We start from the raw sequence: 17,042 nt of genomic DNA on the forward strand, positions 1-17,042 counted from the left end.
CTCAGCCTGGAGTTGTGACCCGGGTTCGGACCAGGCTCGCCGATAGTCTTGACCTATGGCTGACTCTGACCTGCCGCTGAGGGTCAGCATTCGGCTGGCCGTGTCGCGCGCGCTGAGCCTGCTCTCACCACGTGACCGCCTTCGATATCGCTTCGTGGTCGTAGCCCAAATGGCTGCTTCAACCTTGGACATCATTGGTGTGGTGCTCCTGGGCTTGGTGGGCGTGCTGGCAACCGCGGCTATCCAGGATTCGGGCGTACCCAGCAGCCTGACCGGCGTGGTGAGCGCTCTTGGCCTGGAGGACGTCAACGTCCTCACACTGGCCGGGATGGTCGCTGGCTTGGCGGCCTTATTCCTGCTGGGCAAGAGCTTGATCTCAGCTCTGCTGATGCGTCGAATCTTTGTATTCCTTGGGTCCCGGCAGGGAGAGGTCTCGGCTCGACTGGCTGAGAGTCTGCTTGCGCAGCCGATTCTGGCAATTGAGAAGCGATCAAGCCAAGAGACGGTGTTTGCAATTTCCACTGGTGTGGCAACGCTGGTCACCTCGATGCTCGGCTCGATCGCATTGATGCTCAGTGAACTGGCCTTGATGGGCCTGCTGTTCATCACGTTGATGCTCATTGACCCAATCGTCACGCTGGTGGCCACGGTGTACTTCGCCGCAATCGGCTTTGGCATTCACCGATCTCTCAGTGCCTGGGCCGGCCGCCTTGGCATCCTGCTTGGTTCGACCTCAGTGCTTGGGCAGCAGCGACTTCAGGAGGCGATGGTTGCCTACCGCGAGGTCTTTGTCCTTGGCCGACGTGCGCAGTACTCCGAAGCCATCGGCAGACTGTGGCGCGTGGCCGGCAAGGCTGCGGGGGATTCACTCTTCCTGATGCAATTGCCGAAGATCGCCTATGAGACCTCGCTGGTCATCGGCGGAGTGCTGCTGGTTGCCTGGCAGTTCTCAGTCTCTGGTCCCACTCAGGCAGTCGGCATCATCGTGCTGTTCGTGGCTGCTGGTTCCCGAGTGCTGCCCTCCATGCTCCGCATCAACACACTGATCCTGAGCATCCGATCGGGCATCGGCTTCTCGTCCACCTTGATGCCCTTGATCGATGAGCTCAACACCGCTCCGGCCCCGGGGGCAGACGTCCAGCGCGCGAAGTCGCCCACCATGGTGCCCGAGCAGTACCTCGGCTTCGATCCGCGGATCGTGATCCAGGACGTGACCGTGGTGTACCCGGGAGCCACCAGCCCGGCAATCAGCAAGATCACACTGACCGTTCCTGCGGGTGGGCGGATAGCAGTTGTTGGCTCAACGGGTGCGGGCAAATCGACATTGGCTGATGTCATCCTCGGCGTGCTCCAGCCGCAGGAAGGCTCAGTGCAGATCTCGGGGATGTCACCCGCTGAAGTGATTGCCCGCTGGCCAGGTGCCATGGCCTATGTGCCGCAGCACGTGGCAATGATCAATGGCACCGTCCGAGAGAACGTCGCACTTGGACTGGAGGCTGAAGTCGAGGCAGATGGACGCATCTGGCAGGCCTTGCAACAGGCACGGCTTGCGGATTTTCTGCTCGACCAGCGTGATGGTCTGGACACCGTGATCGGTGAGCGCGGCGTGCGACTCAGCGGCGGCCAACGTCAGCGATTGGGATTGGCGCGCGCGCTGTTCAGCCATCCGCGCCTGCTGGTGCTTGACGAGGCGACCAGCGCCTTGGACGCCGAGACCGAGGCGCTGATTGCCGAGGCGCTGAACTCCCTGAGCAGCGAGGTCACCACCGTGACCATCGCGCACCGGCTGGCCACCATCCGCAAGGCAGACGCGGTGATCTTCCTGGAGGAAGGCGGAGTGTCAGACATGGGCAGCTTCGCCGACATCCGCGAACGTAACCCAGCCTTCGAGCGTCAGGCCCACCTGTCTGGGATTGATCGGTGGACAGAGTGAAGATCGCGACCATCGTCGTGACCAAGGGACGCTCGGCCTACCTCAGTGAGCTGCTCGCGAGTCTGGAGCCGCAACTCGATGAGCAATCGCCCGTGCTGATCGTGGACAACGCGTCATCCGACAACACCCCTGCCGTCATTCACGAGTGGCTGGCTCGGCAGCAGACCCCAGTGCACTCGCTGCGCGTGGAGGTCAACGTGCCCGATGCGCGGCAGTGGATCGATGCCGCTCGTGAGCAGTTCGACTGCGATTGGGTCACCTTCCCCGGTGATGATGATCGTTATCTACCAGGACACCTGGCAGACCTGCGAGTCGCGATCGCCAGCACACCAGGGGCAGTGTGTGTCGCGGCTGGCATTCAGGACATGGATCCGCAAGGTGTCATGCAGGCTGGGGTGTCGATTCCGTCCGCCGGATCCTCCAGAGCAGCACTCATCGGACGACTGTTCGCGCGCCCGGAGTTCTCCTGGCCAGCCTTTGCCTTCCGCAGTTCAGTGCTCGATGGAGCGCTGCCGCAACTGCGCTTCACCTTCGACTGGTGGGTTCAGTTGAATTGTGTGCTCAGCGGACCTGCCGCCTACACGGGTCGAGCCACGATCGCCTACCGGCGCCATCCCCAGCAGGAGAGCTACATGTGGTCCACTCGCCGCAAATATGCCGAGGCCGCATGGATGCTGAATTCAGTGGTGATCGGTCCGCGATTCGCTGCCTTTCAGCAGGAGTCCGAATCGACAGCACTCGAAGTTCTGCTGGACGCAATGGTTCAGGCCGGTGGCCCGGTCTATGGCGATCCGGTCTTCGGCCTGCCCATCTCAATCTCAACGGTCTCCGCGCTCTATGGAGCAGACGTGCCCGTCGAGGCACTGCTGCCGGCCATGCGCCAATCAGCAGCTGCCCTTGGCCTGACTCCAACTGATGCCGTCCTGGCCACCTGGCTGGGCATGCCTGCCGCTCCGGCTGAGTCGATGGCCGCTGGCGCTGAGCTGAGCGTTGAAGCGTCTCGGGATCTTTGCGCGCGGTCGATTGCCATCGCACGCGCCGGCAGAATCACGCCAGTGTCGAGTTCGCGCCCGACTTTGCTCTGCGAGCATCAGAAGACCCCGTCTGGCTCTCGCGCCCGAGGGATTGTCATTGCCTGCTCCAGTGCAAGCACCGATGAGATTCTGGCCAGTGGTGTGCGCGATCAGGTGGAAGCGCAGTTGGAGGATTCGGCGAGCATCACGTCTGGCCTGCAGCCAATGGAACGCAAGGTCCTGGCCGCCTATCGCACAACGTCCAAACGAGTGCCGCATCGACTGCGAGCAATGCTGAAGCGCAAGGCCAGCTGAATCGATGATCGACATCAAGATCTCGGCTCGCGGCGGCGCTCTTGCGCCCAATCTCTCGCAGTTCCTTGGTAGCGCTGACAACTCCTTCGCGGGATGTCGCCTGCATGTCAATGATCCGTCAGTGACCCAAGCCGACTTCTGGTTCGTCAGTGAGGACGTCAACGACAACGATCGAGTGTGCGAGGTGCCCGCCTCGCGGGTCTATTTCGTCACCTCTGAAGTGTCATATCCACCGGGGTACTACGCCGAAGACGACAACCGTTCTGCGTTTCTGGACCAATTCGCGCGGGTCTTCACCTGTCATGACGTCTACAAGCCCAGCGTGGAGTTCAGCCTGCCGTTCCTGCCGTGGATGATCAACGCCAATCACGGTAGTTCCATCACCCAGCAGCATGAGCGTGGGGTGGAGTACCTCGGAGCTCTTGAGTCCTTGCCTAAGACCCGAATGCTGTCGGTGTTCTGCTCCACGCAGCAGTTGACTCCCGAGCACCGAATGCGTCTGCGCTTCGTCGAGCAACTCAAGTCGCATTTTGGTGACGCGCTGGACTGGTATGGCAATGGCGTCAATCCCATAGTTGAGAAATGGGATGGCCTGGCTCCGTACTCCTACACCGTCGTACTGGAGAATCGATCAGACAGCAATGTCATCACCGAGAAGCTGTTTGACGCCTTTCTCGCGCTCGCCTATCCGATCTACTGGGGTGCGCCCAATGCAGGTGAGTACTTTGATCCGGGCTCATTCTCGGCAATCGACATTCGTGATCTGCGCGGCTCGATCGCGCGCATAGATGAGCTCATCAACAGCGATACCAGCGTGAATGCCCTTCCGCTGCTTCGGGCAAGCCGTGACAAAGTGCTCAATGAATTCAATGTCTTTCACCGCTACACAGACATCGCCTGCGAAGACTTGCAGAGCCGCGGTGAGCTGGCGCGCTTGCCGGTTCAGATCTGGCCGATCGATCCTTACCAGGCAACCCCGCCTTGGTCACTGGGTCGGGCTCGACGCATCCTGACCAGACTCCAGGCGCGAGGTAACAAGCAGTAGTTCGGCTCAGTTGAACGCGCGATAGGCATTTGCGGTGGCAAGCGCAGTTGCATGCCAGGTGGACTGCAGTGCGAGTTGCCTGCCCAGAGATTGCAACTGCACGCGAGCATCGTCGTTGCTCAGCACCTCCACAATCACCTCAGCCAGATGTTCAGAGTTGCCAGGCTCGAAGTAGTGGGCGGCGGCCCCTGCTACCTCGTGAAACACCGGAATGGCAGAGGCAATGACCGGACAGTTGCACGCCATCGCCTCAAGCAGGGGCAGCCCGAAGCCCTCCATCTCCGAGGGAAAGACGAATGCAGATGCGTGCGAGTACAGCCCGGCCAGCTTCGGGTCGCTGGGGGTGAATTCAGCGAAGCGGTCAGTTGGCAATTGTTGCGCAACTTGCCTGACCTCAATCTCGGACAGTGGTTCACCGGCTATCACGAGCCCAAGATCGAGGCCATGGCCTCGCAGCTGAGCCAGTGCCGCCAGCAAGAGGTCAAATCGCTTGTAGGGCAGCCGGGAACCGACAAAGAGCAGGTAGGGAAAATCCACAACCGCTGCTTCTTGTGGCGCAGCTTGCAGGAATACGTCCGACACCCCTAGTGGAACGACCACTGTCTTGCTCGCTGCTGCCGGCATGAGCGCTGCCAGTTGGTCGGCTGATGCCTGCGAGATCGACAGGATGAGGTCAGCGCGAGCCAGAGTCTCGTGCTTGCCACGGTGGGGGCCGTGTTGCATGTCGACCCCAAGCAGCTCAGGAGTCATGTCGTACAAGGTGACCGCTAGTCGTTGGCCTCGCGCGACATCAACTCTCTTGGGCCGGAAATAGGTGGCATGCACCCAGTCGAAGCCGTGGCCGCCCTGATCGCTGGAAGCCCGGTAGTTCACAAAGGCATCCTTGAACGCATCTCCTAGATGCAGCATGCGTGGAACTCCGCGCGGTACAGCGCGAAGTGCAGGCATCTGCGCGGTGAGTGAAGGAACGGACTCGCGAAGGTGTTGGTTGCTGCTTCGTGAGAAGAGCAGCGAAGCTCTGATTCCTAGATCCTCATGCCTTGTGTACTCGCCGATCAACTCTGCGAAGTAGCGGCTGATGCCACCCCGCTGTTGACGAACGAAGATCTCGCTGTCGAAGGCCACACTCAGCATGCCTGTGGATCTACGAGTGTCATCGGTCATCGGCTGCCGGTCATACTGGTGAGTCGTCGCCTGGCCCCCTGTAATTCGAACTCCATCAGATCCTTGCGCGTCAATTCGAAATTGCCGGACTCCGCAAGTTCACGCAGCCGCGCTTCATTCGTGCGATCAATCTGCCCATTGAGTCGACTGTCTGGGGAGCTGGCGAAGGAGGCCGAGCCATGGTGATAGATGCGTCGATTCAGCATGAAATGCCCGCGGTATCCGCTGAACGCCACCTGAGGTCGATTGAACCGTACTTCCAGTCCCAGGCGCGCAATCTGTGCTCCAACATGCCTGCCGGTGTCCGTGTGGTTGCTCCGCATATCCTCGGCGAAATCCAATTGTGAGGCGATACCAGCTGGGAAGAGCATGAAACACGGATGCGACAGGTCTCCGTGGCGGGGATCGCTGGCAAGACTGACGTCATGCAAATGGTCAAGCCAGTCAGGGGCGATGGGAAAGCAGTCGGAATCCAGCACCAGCACGTGGGAAGTCGTGAAGTCGATTGATCTCAGCGCGCGATTCACTGATGCGGGGTGATCGTGCCCCACAAGTGCCATCTCCTCCTGGTCCACCGGAAAGCTCAGCACCTGCGATACGCGCGGGAGACAGACCAGTGCTTCGCGCGAGTTCCGTGACTGGTCAACGAGGACGATCTGCTCGAGGCGCTCATCGCTGAATCGATCAAGTTGCCTGCACATGTGGCTGATCCAGAACGGATCTCCGAAATGGCAGGAGACGACAGTAATTGTCTGCTTGCCTGAGGGAGACACGTGGCAACTATAGAAGCGAATTGCGAGCTTTCCGTCTTCACCCAGACCGACCAGCAAAGGCATCTATCATTCGCGGGTGAAAGTCACTGCTCGCTTCAGGAACTTCTGGCATGGATTTGATGCGCAAGACTTCTTCATCCCTCTTATCGAGGGTATTGCTCCAGACGTACAAGTCGAACGCCGCGATCACGGCCCAGTGGATCTGGAGTTCGTCTCCACTGTGATTCCTTGGCCATCCTTAGTTGAGCGGGTAGGCGCGCGTGCTCGTCGTGAACTGCACGCGCGGGCTCACATTGGTCGCTTGCCTTCAATCCCAGCGCAGCCAAGCAATGATGCACGAGTGTCGGTTTGGTTCACAGGTGAGAACTTCCGCCCCCCTCCACCTTCGGCTGGTTGGGATCTCACCCTCTCGTTCGATCCAGATTCGGAACTGATGGGCAATCTGTACTTTCCTCAGTGGTGGATGCTCCTGCCTGAACTCCTGGCGCCCATGCGAGTCGAGCGCAGTCCGGAGAACAGGCTTGGGCGTGAAGTAACAATCAAGGAACTCATGGCGCCTCGCATTGGCAATGCATCCCAAAGGCCCGGTTTTGCATGCGCGATCATCAACAACGGCGAACACCAACGCCTGTCTGCCATCAGTGCGCTGGAAACTATCGGTCCGGTGGATGTCTTCGGAAGTTTCTCTGGCCGAGTAGTTAGCACCAAGGATGAGGTGCTGCGCAATTACCGCTTCTGCATCTGCTTCGAGAATGACGTGCATCCTGGATATGTCACCGAAAAGGTCTTTGATGCCTGGGCAGGTGGATGCATACCCATTTGGAACGGGTGGGACAGTCAAGGCTATGTAAATGAATCGGCCGTGCTCAATCTTGCTCAACACGCCAGCATCGACAAGCTTGTTGAAGCGGTGGGCGAACTCAACGCGGATTCTCAGGAAATTGATCGAATGGCCAGTCAGGCAATCCTGAAGAAAAGCCCCTCGCTTATTCGGGTTCGCGCTCGGCTAGGGGAGATCCTGCGGGAGCGGGAGTTGATCTGAATGAACCGATTGAACGCCACTCCTATTACTCGTCGGCTCATGTCAGCGTATTTCCCGAAGTTGCAAAGACGGCATGGTCTATCGCTGCTCGGCATGCTGGCTGGATGCGTGATTCTGATTTCCACAACCCCGAAGACTCCAAATTCAGGGTGGATGTCGGTCTACGCCCCGCCTGAGTTTCCGCAACTCTTCACTGGGATCCCCGTGCTGAGACCCTGGGTTCCAGTTGAAAGACTCGACTACGCCTTGACCGGGAACCTGTGGCTGAGTTCGAGTCTGGCCTATGCACTTGTTGCATTCTTGGTACTGGCGCTGTTCTATCGTGAAGCGCTGCGCCTGGGCAACGAGCGATTGTTCTGGATCATGCTCGCTCCCTTGAGCATCGTTATCTATCTATCCTCGTGGGCCGGACCTCTGTATGACATCACATTCGCCTTAGGTCTGATAGTCACCCTGATTTTGTTGTCGGAACTGCCCAGACAGGTTTCCAAGCTACCCATAGTCGTACTAGTTCTCGCACTCTTTCTGGTGGACATGAGCCGCCCGACGGGCTCTCTCATCGTCATTCCAGCGTTGATATTTGGACTCTTCTGGTTCAAATGCAATCGCTGGATTCTTTTCGTGGGCTCCGCTGTGCTCCTGCTTCCCTTTCACATCATGCAATGGACGCAGTTCCACACGATCGCGCTCACGACTTTTAGCGGCTCGAATCTGTATGAGGCGATCCACATTGGACGTGATTGCCTACCAGAGTTCGCTCGGCGCGAACTCGACAGTCTGGCGATGGCTACCTGCTCCAATGAGGCAGCGGCGGAGATTCGAGCAGCCCTTCTGAAGGACCCGAGCGCGATACTCAGCCTGTTCACACCGAAGCGATTGGCGATCATCTTGACCCCGAATCCCAATTGGCAAGATGTGGATTTCGGGTCGTCGCTTGTCTACTACACGGTTGAGATATTCACTCGGCTGAGCATCGTGGGCTTCTACGTGCTTGCGTTCCTCTCACTCAAGGTCGATAGGCGCAGCTTGTTGGGATTGCTCTTCCTCTTCATAGGCATCATCACCACTTTGCTGGCGCACAGTGGATTCGAGGCGGCTCGGGTGATGCTCCCATTTGTTCTGCTCACGGCCTTCTTGGCACTGGGGGCTCGTTGGAAGGCCAAGACTAGGAAGGCCAAGGAATCGGGACCCACCGAACTAACAACCGATTCCGCTGGGGCTGCTGAAGGTCTCTGAGCTCGATCCGCATGGATACGGCTGCGAACCAGGCTTGGCGAACTGATGCAGTCAAAGGGATTGCTCTAGCTGGCCAAGCTAGGTTCTCGGCGAAGGGCCTGCACCTGTTGCTCCTGGAAACCGGAACAGCCCGCACAGCACCGTGAGCTGCGTCCAGCCAAGATCGAGCACCACCTCTCGAACATCGAGTTCAGACAGCCCCTGGCTCGTCCCCAATCGTCGAAGTGACTCAATGGAGAACAGGTTCAAGTGCTCATGTATGCCATGGCGAACCGAGCCATCCTGCTCCTGGAAACGGACGATCTCCTCTGTGCTTCTGTCCAGAGGAACTTCCAGATAGATGATCGCTTCATCGCTGGCGTGACGCAGCACTTGCGCGAGCAGCGCTCTCGGTGAGGAGACGTGCTCCAGTAGGTGACACACCTGGATGTACTCGGCCTTGGTGCCATCGGGGGCCATGGCAAGCCGAACAAAACTGGGGTCAACGAGTGGTTCATCAGAGACCTCGACGATCAGCACCCTGCTCTTGCGCAGAGCCAGCGGCACGAAACGGCCATCGCCACCTCCCCAGTCGATGACGGTTCGCACCGATGTCGGATCCAGCACGTCGGCCAAGAGCGAAGCGATGTTGTCCAGGCGTGATTGGACTTCGCCAGCACTCTTGCCAACCAAGTCCTGGATGACGGAGTAGTTGGGCTCGTATGCCGATCGATCAGCGTTGTAGGTGGCGGATCGGTAGTCCTCGTACAGGGGCAGGAGTTCTTCGGCTCTGTACGCGCGGCGAGGACCAACAAAGGTGCAGTCCTGGCACACCTGCAGGGGAACCTTCATCGACGAACGGTGCTCGAGCGCACGTCGAGCTGACGCAAATCTCCGCAAGTACTTCTGCACTCTGATGCCGACGGTGCGCTTGAAGGAGTGTGGCGTGTTTTCGACAGCGCTTTGCAGGTCGTGTCCGAAGGTGGAGACGTCAATCCCGTGCACGCGCTTGGCGAAGAAGGGAGCAAGGAATCCCTGGTCGACCTCAATCACCGAGGTTGAACCGCAATTTCGACAGACAGCGTTCATTGCTTCGGCCCTCTTTCGCGCGAAGTCGACTGCAGCCCACGATCACCCACGTCGACCCCTTCGTGCGAATATTTCGCGCCCCTGTTCGGCAAAGGCCCGCACACTGCCAACGCCAATGGAAAGGTCGTACACGGCACGGCCGCGCGCATTTGCATCCCTGCGCGCAGCGCCGGCGATGTATCTCGCTGTTCCAGCGACAAGGTCGACACCGGTTGTGGCAAGCCGCCTTGCTCGCCCGGTACGCCGGTACAGGTTGATGCGGGTGAAGCCGTAGCCGGCAGCCAGTGACCGCGCGCGCAGGTATTTGGTCGTCGTGCGATCTTGGGGGATCCACTCAATGGCATGACCGCCACTCACCCAGCGGATTTCTCCACCTTGAGCCTTCCAGCGCAGAAACAGATCCGTGTCCTGCCCGCGCCCGGCATCGAAATATGGTTCAAAGCGCAGCCCGAACACGTGAATCAGCTTCGGCGGGAGTAGGGCATTGCCATCTGCAGCCATGCCGACAAGGTCGCCATCGCTGTATGGCTGCACATTGAAGAACCACATGTTGCTTGACCACTCCGGTGGAGTGACACCGGGCATGAGGGTGGCGGTGAGCGGACCAGCAAGCACCGCATCGGGGAACTTCTCAGCAGCGCAGGCGAATGCCTCAAGCCAGCCAGAGTCCGGTGCGCAGTCGTCATCGATGTACAGCACGGATTCATGCGGCGCTGCTTTGTCGAGAATGGCATTGCGGGCGGCTACCAGCCTTCCGGCGTTCTCGTAGATGTACTCCGTTGGCACTGAGAATTCCCCGCGGCGACGATCGAAGATCTCTTTGGCACTGCCTTCGGGGTCGTTGTCGACGAGGACCAATCGCCAAGGTCTGGATGTCTCCTGAGCCGCCAGGGCGGTGAGCAGCGTGTGCAGACCCTCGGCCTTCTTGTAGGCGCAGATGCCGACCACGATTGTCGGCGCAGTCTGGGGAAGGTTCATCGCAGTGTCATCGTAACGAGCAGCGGTGAGGTGGCCGGTCCGCCGCCAAGCAACGAGCGCTCACATGCGGGCGCTGAGTGCCAGTGCGTAGAACTGCTCTGCGGAGTGCGCCGCCGACCAACGGCTGCCGCGTTCTGCTCGCTGTCGACGCTCGCTGAGGTCAACTGCATCACGCTTCAGCGAGAGCCGGAGCCCTATGCGCAGTGATGCAGTGGAGGCGTCATTGAGCACATGCAGTCCCGCGTCGTCCACCAGGACGTCAGGCGCGACGCCGACAGGCGTGCTGGTCACACGGGTGCCGGCAAGCAGCGCTTCGAAGATGGTGATCGGACCGCCTTCAGATGTGGAGCTGACGATGAGCTCGTCGGCCTCTGCAAGCAGCGCCGATGCCGGCACGATCGCCGGATGTGTGCGCACGATGTCGGAGAGTCCACGCTGCTCGATGAGCTCGGACAGCAGTTCGAGCATTGGCCCGTCGCCGACGATGGCCAGGAAGGCTCCTCTTTCCCGCACAGTTTCTGCTTCCAAGTGGGCGGCCTCAACCAGCGCAGCCAGGTTCTTGGATGCCGTGAGTCGACTCAGCGCCAGAAGTCGCAAGCGCGCGGTGCTTGGCCACAGGTCCGTTGTGGGAGGTGCCGGCTCCAGATCTCCGCCCAGGGGGCAGATGTGCATATTGCCGGCTCGCTTGGCCTGTGATCCAGCAGCGGCCGCAGTCGACACTGCAATGTGCATGGCTGCTCGATGATTGACGCTGGTCAGCAGCGCACTGACGATCGGCTGCAGGACATGATTGGGACTGCTGAATGTCGCATGCACGACGACAACGCACGGCACCCTGCGAGCAAGCGGGCTGCGCAGCAAAGTGAAGGCTCCTCGCGGAGTGTGAATGATGATCAGATCAGGCTGCTCGGCTGCGACCATGGCTGCCAATGATCCAGATCCATTGCGGTCAGGTGACTGTTCGATCAAGCGATCCACCAGAGCGGCCACCTGGCCGGAGAGTTCATTGAGTTCGGGGTCGGTGGAGATCACTGTGGTGCGCACATTGGCTGGCTGATGCCGCAGTCGCCGGATGAGCGCGAGCTCCGCTCCTCCAAAGCCGATCCCGTTGACCACTTCGACGATGCGAATCGAATTCTGGTCCTGGCTCACGTTGACGCCCTCTTGTCGTGCAGGGCTTCCAGGTACAGCCGGGCGTGATCATCAGCGAGTCGCTCTGAGGTGAACTTGCCCTCTGCCCAGGAGGCGGCATTGGCACCCAAGGAGGTGCGCAGCGATGCGTCATTGATCAGGCGCTCAAGGGCGTTGGCAACACTGGTGGCTGTCGGCTCGCACAGTAGGCCAGTGAGCTCGTTGATCACCACATCCTTGACCGAGCCGACGTTGGTCGCGACCACCGGCTTGCCCGACAGGGCAGCCTGAATCAGGCTCACAGGCGTGCCTTCGTTGTCGCTGGTCAGCACCAGGACGTCGGTGGCTGCCAGTAATTCGTCCACATCAGATCTCCAGCCAAGCATCTGGATGGGCAGCTGCGATCCCGCAATGCGTGCGTTCAGATCTTCGGCCGTATCCCCACCACCGGCCACGATGAACCTGAGTGGCGCATCGGGATTTCGCGCCTGAAGAATTGCGACGGCCTCGGCAAATCGATCGGCACGTTTGATGCCCGTCAGGCGACCAATGAGTGCGATAACAATCGCATCCTCGGGGATCCCCAGCGTTGCTCGAACTCGAGTGCCATCGAATCGAGGTGTGAAGTCCAGCCCGGGTGGAATGACAGCGAACTTCTCGGGGCTTCCCACGCCGACGGCCAAGAGGTCATCGCGGACTTGTGTTCCGACAGCGACCAATCTCGAAGATCTGCTTGCAAGATACTTCTCGAGTGCGATGACTGCCTTTGTCTTGTTGGGTGAGAAGTATCCGTGCAGCAAGTGGCCGTGGAAAGTGTGGACGAGCGCAGCATTGGTTCCAGCGAGCATCGCCGCAGTGCGACCTATGACACCGGCTTTCGCAGTGTGCGTGTGAATGATGTCTGGACGAAAATCGCGAATGGCCTTTCGTAGACGATTGACGACAAGAATGTCGTCGCCCAGTCGCACGGCTCGTCCGAGCCCATCAACACGGTGCACGGGCACGTCAGGGGCCTGAGTCAGCAGATAGTCGGCCTCATCCGGCGCGCACCAGCCGGTGTACAGCTGGTGATCGAAGCGCTCGGCATCCAGATGCCGCATCAGGCCGACCACCTCGACAGCCGGGCCCCCGACATTCATTCGGGCGATGATGCGCATAACCCGGATGCGCCTTGTCATAGGCGCAGTCTGTCATCGGTAGACAAGAGTGAGCGCGAAGGCGCCGATCCCCGCGGCCAGCATGATTGCCTCCAAAGTGAAGACTGAGGAACGAACGCTCATGCCGGCGCCTTGCAGGCGATGACTCAGGTGGTCGCGACCGGCAGTGAAGGGATGGATCCCTCGGCGCATTCGGCTGACGATCACAAACGTGGTGTCCAGCAGTGGCAGTGCTGCGACCAGAATCGGGATGAGAAGAGTCACCGGAACATCGGCGTAGGCAACCTTCAACTGCAGAGTCAGTGCGGCGAGCAAGGTGCCAAGAAAATAGGCGCCGGAGTCGCCCATGTAGACGCGTGCTGGATTCCAGTTGTACACAAGGAAGCCAGCTGCAGTTCCAGCCAGTGCGAAGCCGAGCAATGCGATGAGAATCTGTCCGCAGGCGGCAGCCACTGCAGATGCGATCAATGCTGAAACCAGCACAGTTGCCCCGGCTAACCCATCGGAATTGTCGAGCAGGTTCACGCCGTTAATCAGCGCCATCACCCAAAGAATCACGATCACGCCATTGATCCACTGGTTGTCAGTGATCATGACTGTGTTGCGCAGAGCAAATGCGATGGACAATCCGACAAGCCCTTGCAGCAGCAGTCGAATCGCCGGGCTCAGCCCACGTTTGTCATCGACATATCCGATCGCCGCGGCAGCGATCGCGGGCAACAGAATGCCAAGTGCTTCTTCGAGTACGACGGGCTCATCGCCTCGCGAGAGCACCAGCAGCGCAGAAGCGGAGAAGGCGATAGCGATGGCGACGCCGCCGAGCTTGGGGATGGCATAGGCCTGCACCTTGCGACCGCCGTCTGGGTGATCCACGATGTCATAACGATGAGCAATGGCAATGCTCAACCAGACCAGTGCAGCGCTCAGGGCAAGTGCACCGAAAAAGGCCAACAGCGCAAAGGCGGGGGCCAGGTCGTCCACTAGACCGACCGCGCCCGCAAATCTGTGGAGACATCGCTGATGATCTCTTCAAGAGTCTTGGTGGGTGTCCAGCCAAGAAGCTCGTGAATGCGCGTGGTGTCGGGCCGTCGACGCTGCATATCCTCGAAGCCATGCTCGTATGCCTGCTCGTAGGGGATGAGCGAGATCTCACTGGATGAGTGCAATTGGGAGCGAATAGCCTCAGCAAGACCCAGCATGCTGATCTCATCGGCATTTCCGACGTTGAAGGCCTTGCCCTCAGCGTCGCGATTGTCCATCAGGCCCATCAGGGCTTGGACTGCATCGCTGACGTGGCAGAAGCATCGACTCTGAGTGCCGTCGCCGTAGACCGTGATCGGAGCATTGCGCAGTGCCTGCTCAACGAATCTGGGCACGACCATGCCGTACTGCCCAACTTGGCGAGGTCCAACAGTGTTGAACAGCCGGGCGATGACGGTCGGCAGCCCCTTCTCGGCCCAGTAGCCATAGGCCAGGACTTCCTCGATGGACTTCGCGGCGCTGTAGGACCATCGCGACTTCAAAGGTGAGCCCAGAATTCGGTCGTCCTCTTCGCCCAGCGCATCGGATGTGTTCTTGCCGTAGATCTCACTCGTGGAGGTCACCAGCACCTTGCGGCCGTACTTGTGGCACTTCTCCAGCACGATGTCGCTGCCGCGCACGTTGATGGCCAGACTCTCTAGGGGACGCTGCACGATGAGATTGACACCGACCGCGGCGGCCAGGTGGAAGACACGATCAACGCCTTGCACCACCTCATCGACCAGAGCGGCTTTCAGGATCGAGCCGTTGACGAACTCGACATCTGGATTGTTCGCGTGTTGACGGATGTTCTCGTGGCGACCTGTCGACAGATCATCGAGGATCACGACCGAATCCCCGTCTTGGACGAGTCGGTCAACCAGATGGGATCCGATGAAGCCGGCGCCACCAGTGACGAGCGTTCTCACGATCGTCCTCAACTCTCGCCTGACGTAAGTGCTGCGCAACTCCGGTGATGTTGCGAGTGAACTCTATACACCCGGTACTGACCGCACGAAGGTCTTAGGGCCTGAGTTGCGAAGGAATTCCATCTGCGATTCGCTGGGCGGCGCGTCCTCGCCGTGTATCCATACCGTTTGCTCGGCTGGAAAGTCCTTGAGTATGCGCAGAGCCAGTGGGCAGTTGCGCGCGATGCTGCCGATCACCACTGCGTCAAAACGGCCGGCTCGTAGCTCTCGCTTCAACGAACGGCTGTGTGATTGGCGCTCCTGGCTTGAGCGCGAAGTCATTGGTACGACAGAGGTATAGCCGAATCCTCGGCCATACAAGTCACGGCTGTAGGCGTTGCCCTCATATATGTATGAAGCCGGATACATGGACTGGCAATTCGCGCCGAGCAGCTGCTTGAGACCGATCAAAGCAAGCACGCTCTGGTAGTCAGGTGAGAGTGGAAGCTGGGCATCAACAAAGAGCACGCGCTCGGCTCCCTGCAGGCCGCTCGCCTCCAAGAGATAGCGAGCCATCGCCTCAGAAGTCAGATGCGATGTGAAGTGTTCGCGGAAGGCCATGCCGACCCACGCAGGTGCGATGTCACCCGAATGGGAGACATGATCCAGTACTCCTCGCATTGCAGCCTTCGGATAGTGGACAAGCGAATGTCGCGGAATGTCATGAGCATCGACCATGAGTGGCAGGGAGCCCGCCGCGAGAATCTCCAGGTGCCGAAAGCAGTCCCAGCCCGCCTTGCGGTGCGTCACGCTGAAGTGTGCGCTGGCGTAGGTGCGCAGGTACTCATCTTCATCGTCGAAGGAGTACGCCGCGCCCGGCCGAATCGCGCTGATCAACTCGGTCTTCGCCGCTGCCATTGACAGGGGTGGCTTGGGGTAGCTGAACGAGATCGGCCAGATCCCCTGCTCGCTGAAGCAGCATTGCACCGCATCAATGATGTCCTGCGCAATTGGAAATTGCAGATCCCAATCGGCGTGCTGTCCCTGCGGTATCCGCGATAGGAGTGCATTGACGTCGTCGGTCTGCACCGGGGTGATTGGATTCATCGTCGGATTGGCAAAAGCGTCGCGCTTGCGAGGCAGACGAGCCAAGCGGGCTGAACTCACTTGCTTGACTCTGTTCAAATCAAGAACGCTGGCCAGTGACATTGCGGGAAGTCTCGCATGTCATACGTGCAGCTGTCTGTGTTGACAGTCCGGCTGCAAGTCACGCGCCGCAGGCGGCATGATGGCCGATTGTGAGAATCCTGGTGACCGGCGGCGCGGGATTCATCGGTGCCAATCTTGTGCGCGAACTGTGCCAGCGCCAGCATGACGTCACGGTGCTGGATGATCTGTCGACTGGCGTAACGAGCAACCTTGAGGGACTGCCAGTGCAGATGCTCGAGGGTTCGGTGGTTGACGCCACCACAGTTGCCTCGGCTGTTTCTGGAGTTGATGCGGTGGTGCACCTTGCAGCGCGAGGCGCAGTCGCGCGGTCGATAGCTGATCCAGCAGCAACCCACGAAGTCAACGCCACCGGCACACTGAACGTATTGCTCGCTGCCCGTGACACTGGAGCGCACGTGGTCTTCACTTCGTCGTCATCTGTCTATGGCGCCAACACTGAGCTGCCACAGCATGAGGAGATGTGGATGCAGCCCTTGTCGCCATATGGGGCGAGCAAGATGGCTGCTGAGTCATATGCGCTGGCTTTTCGCGAAGTCTTCGCGATGGACGTCCTCGTACTTCGCCTGTTCAACGTCTACGGACCATGGCAGCGACCCGACCATCAATACGCGGCAGCGATCCCGCGTTTCGCCCAGAGCGCGCTGCTGGATCGCACCGTGGAAGTGCACAGCGATGGCTATCAGACTCGCGATTTCACGCACGTCGCGTCGGTGGTGGACGTGATTGTGCGATCAGTTGATCAACGATTGACATGGCCTCGGCCTGTGAATCTGGCCTTCGGGAGAAGTGTCAGCATCAACGATGTGATTGCGGCAATCGAGGCGCAAACGGGAAAGCATCTCAAGCAGGAGCATCGGGCGGCGCGTGCAGGTGAGATTCGCAATTCACTAAGTGACCCGGAGTTGCTCAGCCGACTGTTCCCTGACCTCCAGCCCGTCGCACTGGCCGCTGGCATCGCATCGGTGCTCGCTTGGTTGAGCGCGCATCAGTAGTCGGAACTGTCTCGCCTAGTCACGCACCCAGTGAATT

General features: G+C 59.6%; 15 protein-coding genes. 6 read left to right on the top strand and 9 right to left on the bottom strand.

Annotation, left to right across the window (positions count from 1 at the left end; genetic code table 11):
* Positions 1 to 55: 55 nt before the first annotated feature.
* Genes Q8M73_05340 through Q8M73_05350 form a run of 3 tightly spaced genes read left to right on the top strand, consistent with a single transcriptional unit; the run spans position 56 to position 4,306 of the window.
* The gene (locus Q8M73_05340) at positions 56 to 1,933 is read left to right on the top strand and encodes an ABC transporter ATP-binding protein (protein ID MDP2287972.1); all 1,878 of its coding nucleotides are present in this window, start codon (positions 56 to 58) and stop codon (positions 1,931 to 1,933) included.
* Positions 1,930 to 3,261, top strand: a complete 1,332-nt coding sequence (locus tag Q8M73_05345; protein ID MDP2287973.1) for a glycosyltransferase family A protein — start codon at positions 1,930 to 1,932, stop codon at positions 3,259 to 3,261. Before Q8M73_05340 ends, Q8M73_05345 begins: the two co-directional genes overlap by 4 nt.
* Before the next feature lie 4 nt (positions 3,262 to 3,265).
* Positions 3,266 to 4,306 (top strand): hypothetical protein, encoded by a 1,041-nt coding sequence (locus tag Q8M73_05350; protein ID MDP2287974.1) that lies wholly within the window; start codon positions 3,266 to 3,268, stop codon positions 4,304 to 4,306.
* Between the two features lie 6 nt (positions 4,307 to 4,312).
* Here the strand turns inward: Q8M73_05350 and Q8M73_05355 are convergent, their stop codons facing one another.
* Complete coding sequence (locus tag Q8M73_05355; protein ID MDP2287975.1) at positions 4,313 to 5,470, bottom strand: glycosyltransferase family 1 protein; 1,158 nt, start codon at positions 5,468 to 5,470, stop codon at positions 4,313 to 4,315.
* Positions 5,467 to 6,243 carry a hypothetical protein gene (locus tag Q8M73_05360; GenBank protein MDP2287976.1) on the bottom strand — a complete coding sequence of 259 codons (777 nt, stop codon included), beginning with the start codon at positions 6,241 to 6,243 and terminating at the stop codon, positions 5,467 to 5,469. The genes Q8M73_05355 and Q8M73_05360 overlap by 4 nt, the downstream gene beginning before the upstream one ends.
* A 76-nt stretch (positions 6,244 to 6,319) precedes the next feature.
* On the opposite strand from Q8M73_05360, the gene Q8M73_05365 reads away from it, so the two are divergent.
* Together Q8M73_05365 and Q8M73_05370 are read left to right on the top strand one after the other, a co-directional pair.
* Positions 6,320 to 7,285: a glycosyltransferase family 10 gene (locus Q8M73_05365; protein ID MDP2287977.1), complete on the top strand. Its 966-nt coding sequence runs from the start codon at positions 6,320 to 6,322 to the stop codon at positions 7,283 to 7,285.
* 39 nt (positions 7,286 to 7,324) lie between these two features.
* Positions 7,325 to 8,521: a hypothetical protein gene (locus tag Q8M73_05370; GenBank protein ID MDP2287978.1), complete on the top strand. Its 1,197-nt coding sequence runs from the start codon at positions 7,325 to 7,327 to the stop codon at positions 8,519 to 8,521.
* Positions 8,522 to 8,599: 78 nt separating this feature from the next.
* On the opposite strand, the gene Q8M73_05375 is transcribed toward Q8M73_05370, so the two are convergent.
* From Q8M73_05375 to Q8M73_05405, 7 genes are all read right to left on the bottom strand, one after another.
* The gene (locus Q8M73_05375; protein ID MDP2287979.1) at positions 8,600 to 9,589 is read right to left on the bottom strand and encodes a methyltransferase domain-containing protein; all 990 of its coding nucleotides are present in this window, start codon (positions 9,587 to 9,589) and stop codon (positions 8,600 to 8,602) included.
* A 42-nt stretch (positions 9,590 to 9,631) separates the two neighbouring features.
* On the bottom strand, positions 9,632 to 10,567 hold the full coding sequence (locus Q8M73_05380) for a glycosyltransferase family A protein (GenBank protein MDP2287980.1): 936 nt from the start codon (positions 10,565 to 10,567) through the stop codon (positions 9,632 to 9,634).
* 60 nt (positions 10,568 to 10,627) lie between these two features.
* Entirely contained in the window at positions 10,628 to 11,719 is a 1,092-nt protein-coding gene (locus Q8M73_05385) for a glycosyltransferase (GenBank protein ID MDP2287981.1), read from the bottom strand.
* A complete protein-coding gene (locus tag Q8M73_05390; GenBank protein ID MDP2287982.1) occupies positions 11,716 to 12,876 on the bottom strand; it encodes a glycosyltransferase in 1,161 nt (386 codons plus the stop codon). The genes Q8M73_05385 and Q8M73_05390 overlap by 4 nt, the downstream gene beginning before the upstream one ends.
* A gap of 12 nt (positions 12,877 to 12,888) precedes the next feature.
* Entirely contained in the window at positions 12,889 to 13,836 is a 948-nt protein-coding gene (locus Q8M73_05395; GenBank protein MDP2287983.1) for an MraY family glycosyltransferase, read from the bottom strand.
* Entirely contained in the window at positions 13,836 to 14,804 is a 969-nt protein-coding gene (locus tag Q8M73_05400; protein MDP2287984.1) for a GDP-mannose 4,6-dehydratase, read from the bottom strand. Before Q8M73_05400 ends, Q8M73_05395 begins: the two co-directional genes overlap by 1 nt.
* Positions 14,805 to 14,867: 63 nt before the next feature.
* A complete protein-coding gene (locus Q8M73_05405) occupies positions 14,868 to 15,950 on the bottom strand; it encodes a hypothetical protein (GenBank protein MDP2287985.1) in 1,083 nt (360 codons plus the stop codon).
* A gap of 131 nt (positions 15,951 to 16,081) precedes the next feature.
* Between Q8M73_05405 and Q8M73_05410 the strand changes: the two genes are divergently transcribed.
* Positions 16,082 to 17,005 (top strand): NAD-dependent epimerase/dehydratase family protein, encoded by a 924-nt coding sequence (locus Q8M73_05410; protein ID MDP2287986.1) that lies wholly within the window; start codon positions 16,082 to 16,084, stop codon positions 17,003 to 17,005.
* Positions 17,006 to 17,042: the final 37 nt, after the last annotated feature.

Source organism: Actinomycetota bacterium (genome assembly GCA_030684515.1).
Lineage (GTDB): Bacteria > Actinomycetota > Actinomycetes > S36-B12 > S36-B12 > UBA11398.

Bases quoted from the DNA above. Each gene is read 5' to 3' on its own strand.
- Q8M73_05340 (MDP2287972.1), top strand. From the start codon at position 56: ATGGCTGACTCTGACCTGCCGCTGAGGGTCAGCATTCGGCTGGCCGTG.
- Q8M73_05350 (MDP2287974.1), top strand. From the start codon at position 3,266: ATGATCGACATCAAGATCTCGGCTCGCGGCGGCGCTCTTGCGCCCAAT.
- Q8M73_05355 (MDP2287975.1), bottom strand. From the start codon at position 5,470: ATGACCGATGACACTCGTAGATCCACAGGCATGCTGAGTGTGGCCTTC.
- Q8M73_05370 (MDP2287978.1), top strand. From the start codon at position 7,325: ATGTCAGCGTATTTCCCGAAGTTGCAAAGACGGCATGGTCTATCGCTG.
- Q8M73_05375 (MDP2287979.1), bottom strand. From the start codon at position 9,589: ATGAACGCTGTCTGTCGAAATTGCGGTTCAACCTCGGTGATTGAGGTC.
- Q8M73_05380 (MDP2287980.1), bottom strand. From the start codon at position 10,567: ATGAACCTTCCCCAGACTGCGCCGACAATCGTGGTCGGCATCTGCGCC.
- Q8M73_05390 (MDP2287982.1), bottom strand. From the start codon at position 12,876: ATGACAAGGCGCATCCGGGTTATGCGCATCATCGCCCGAATGAATGTC.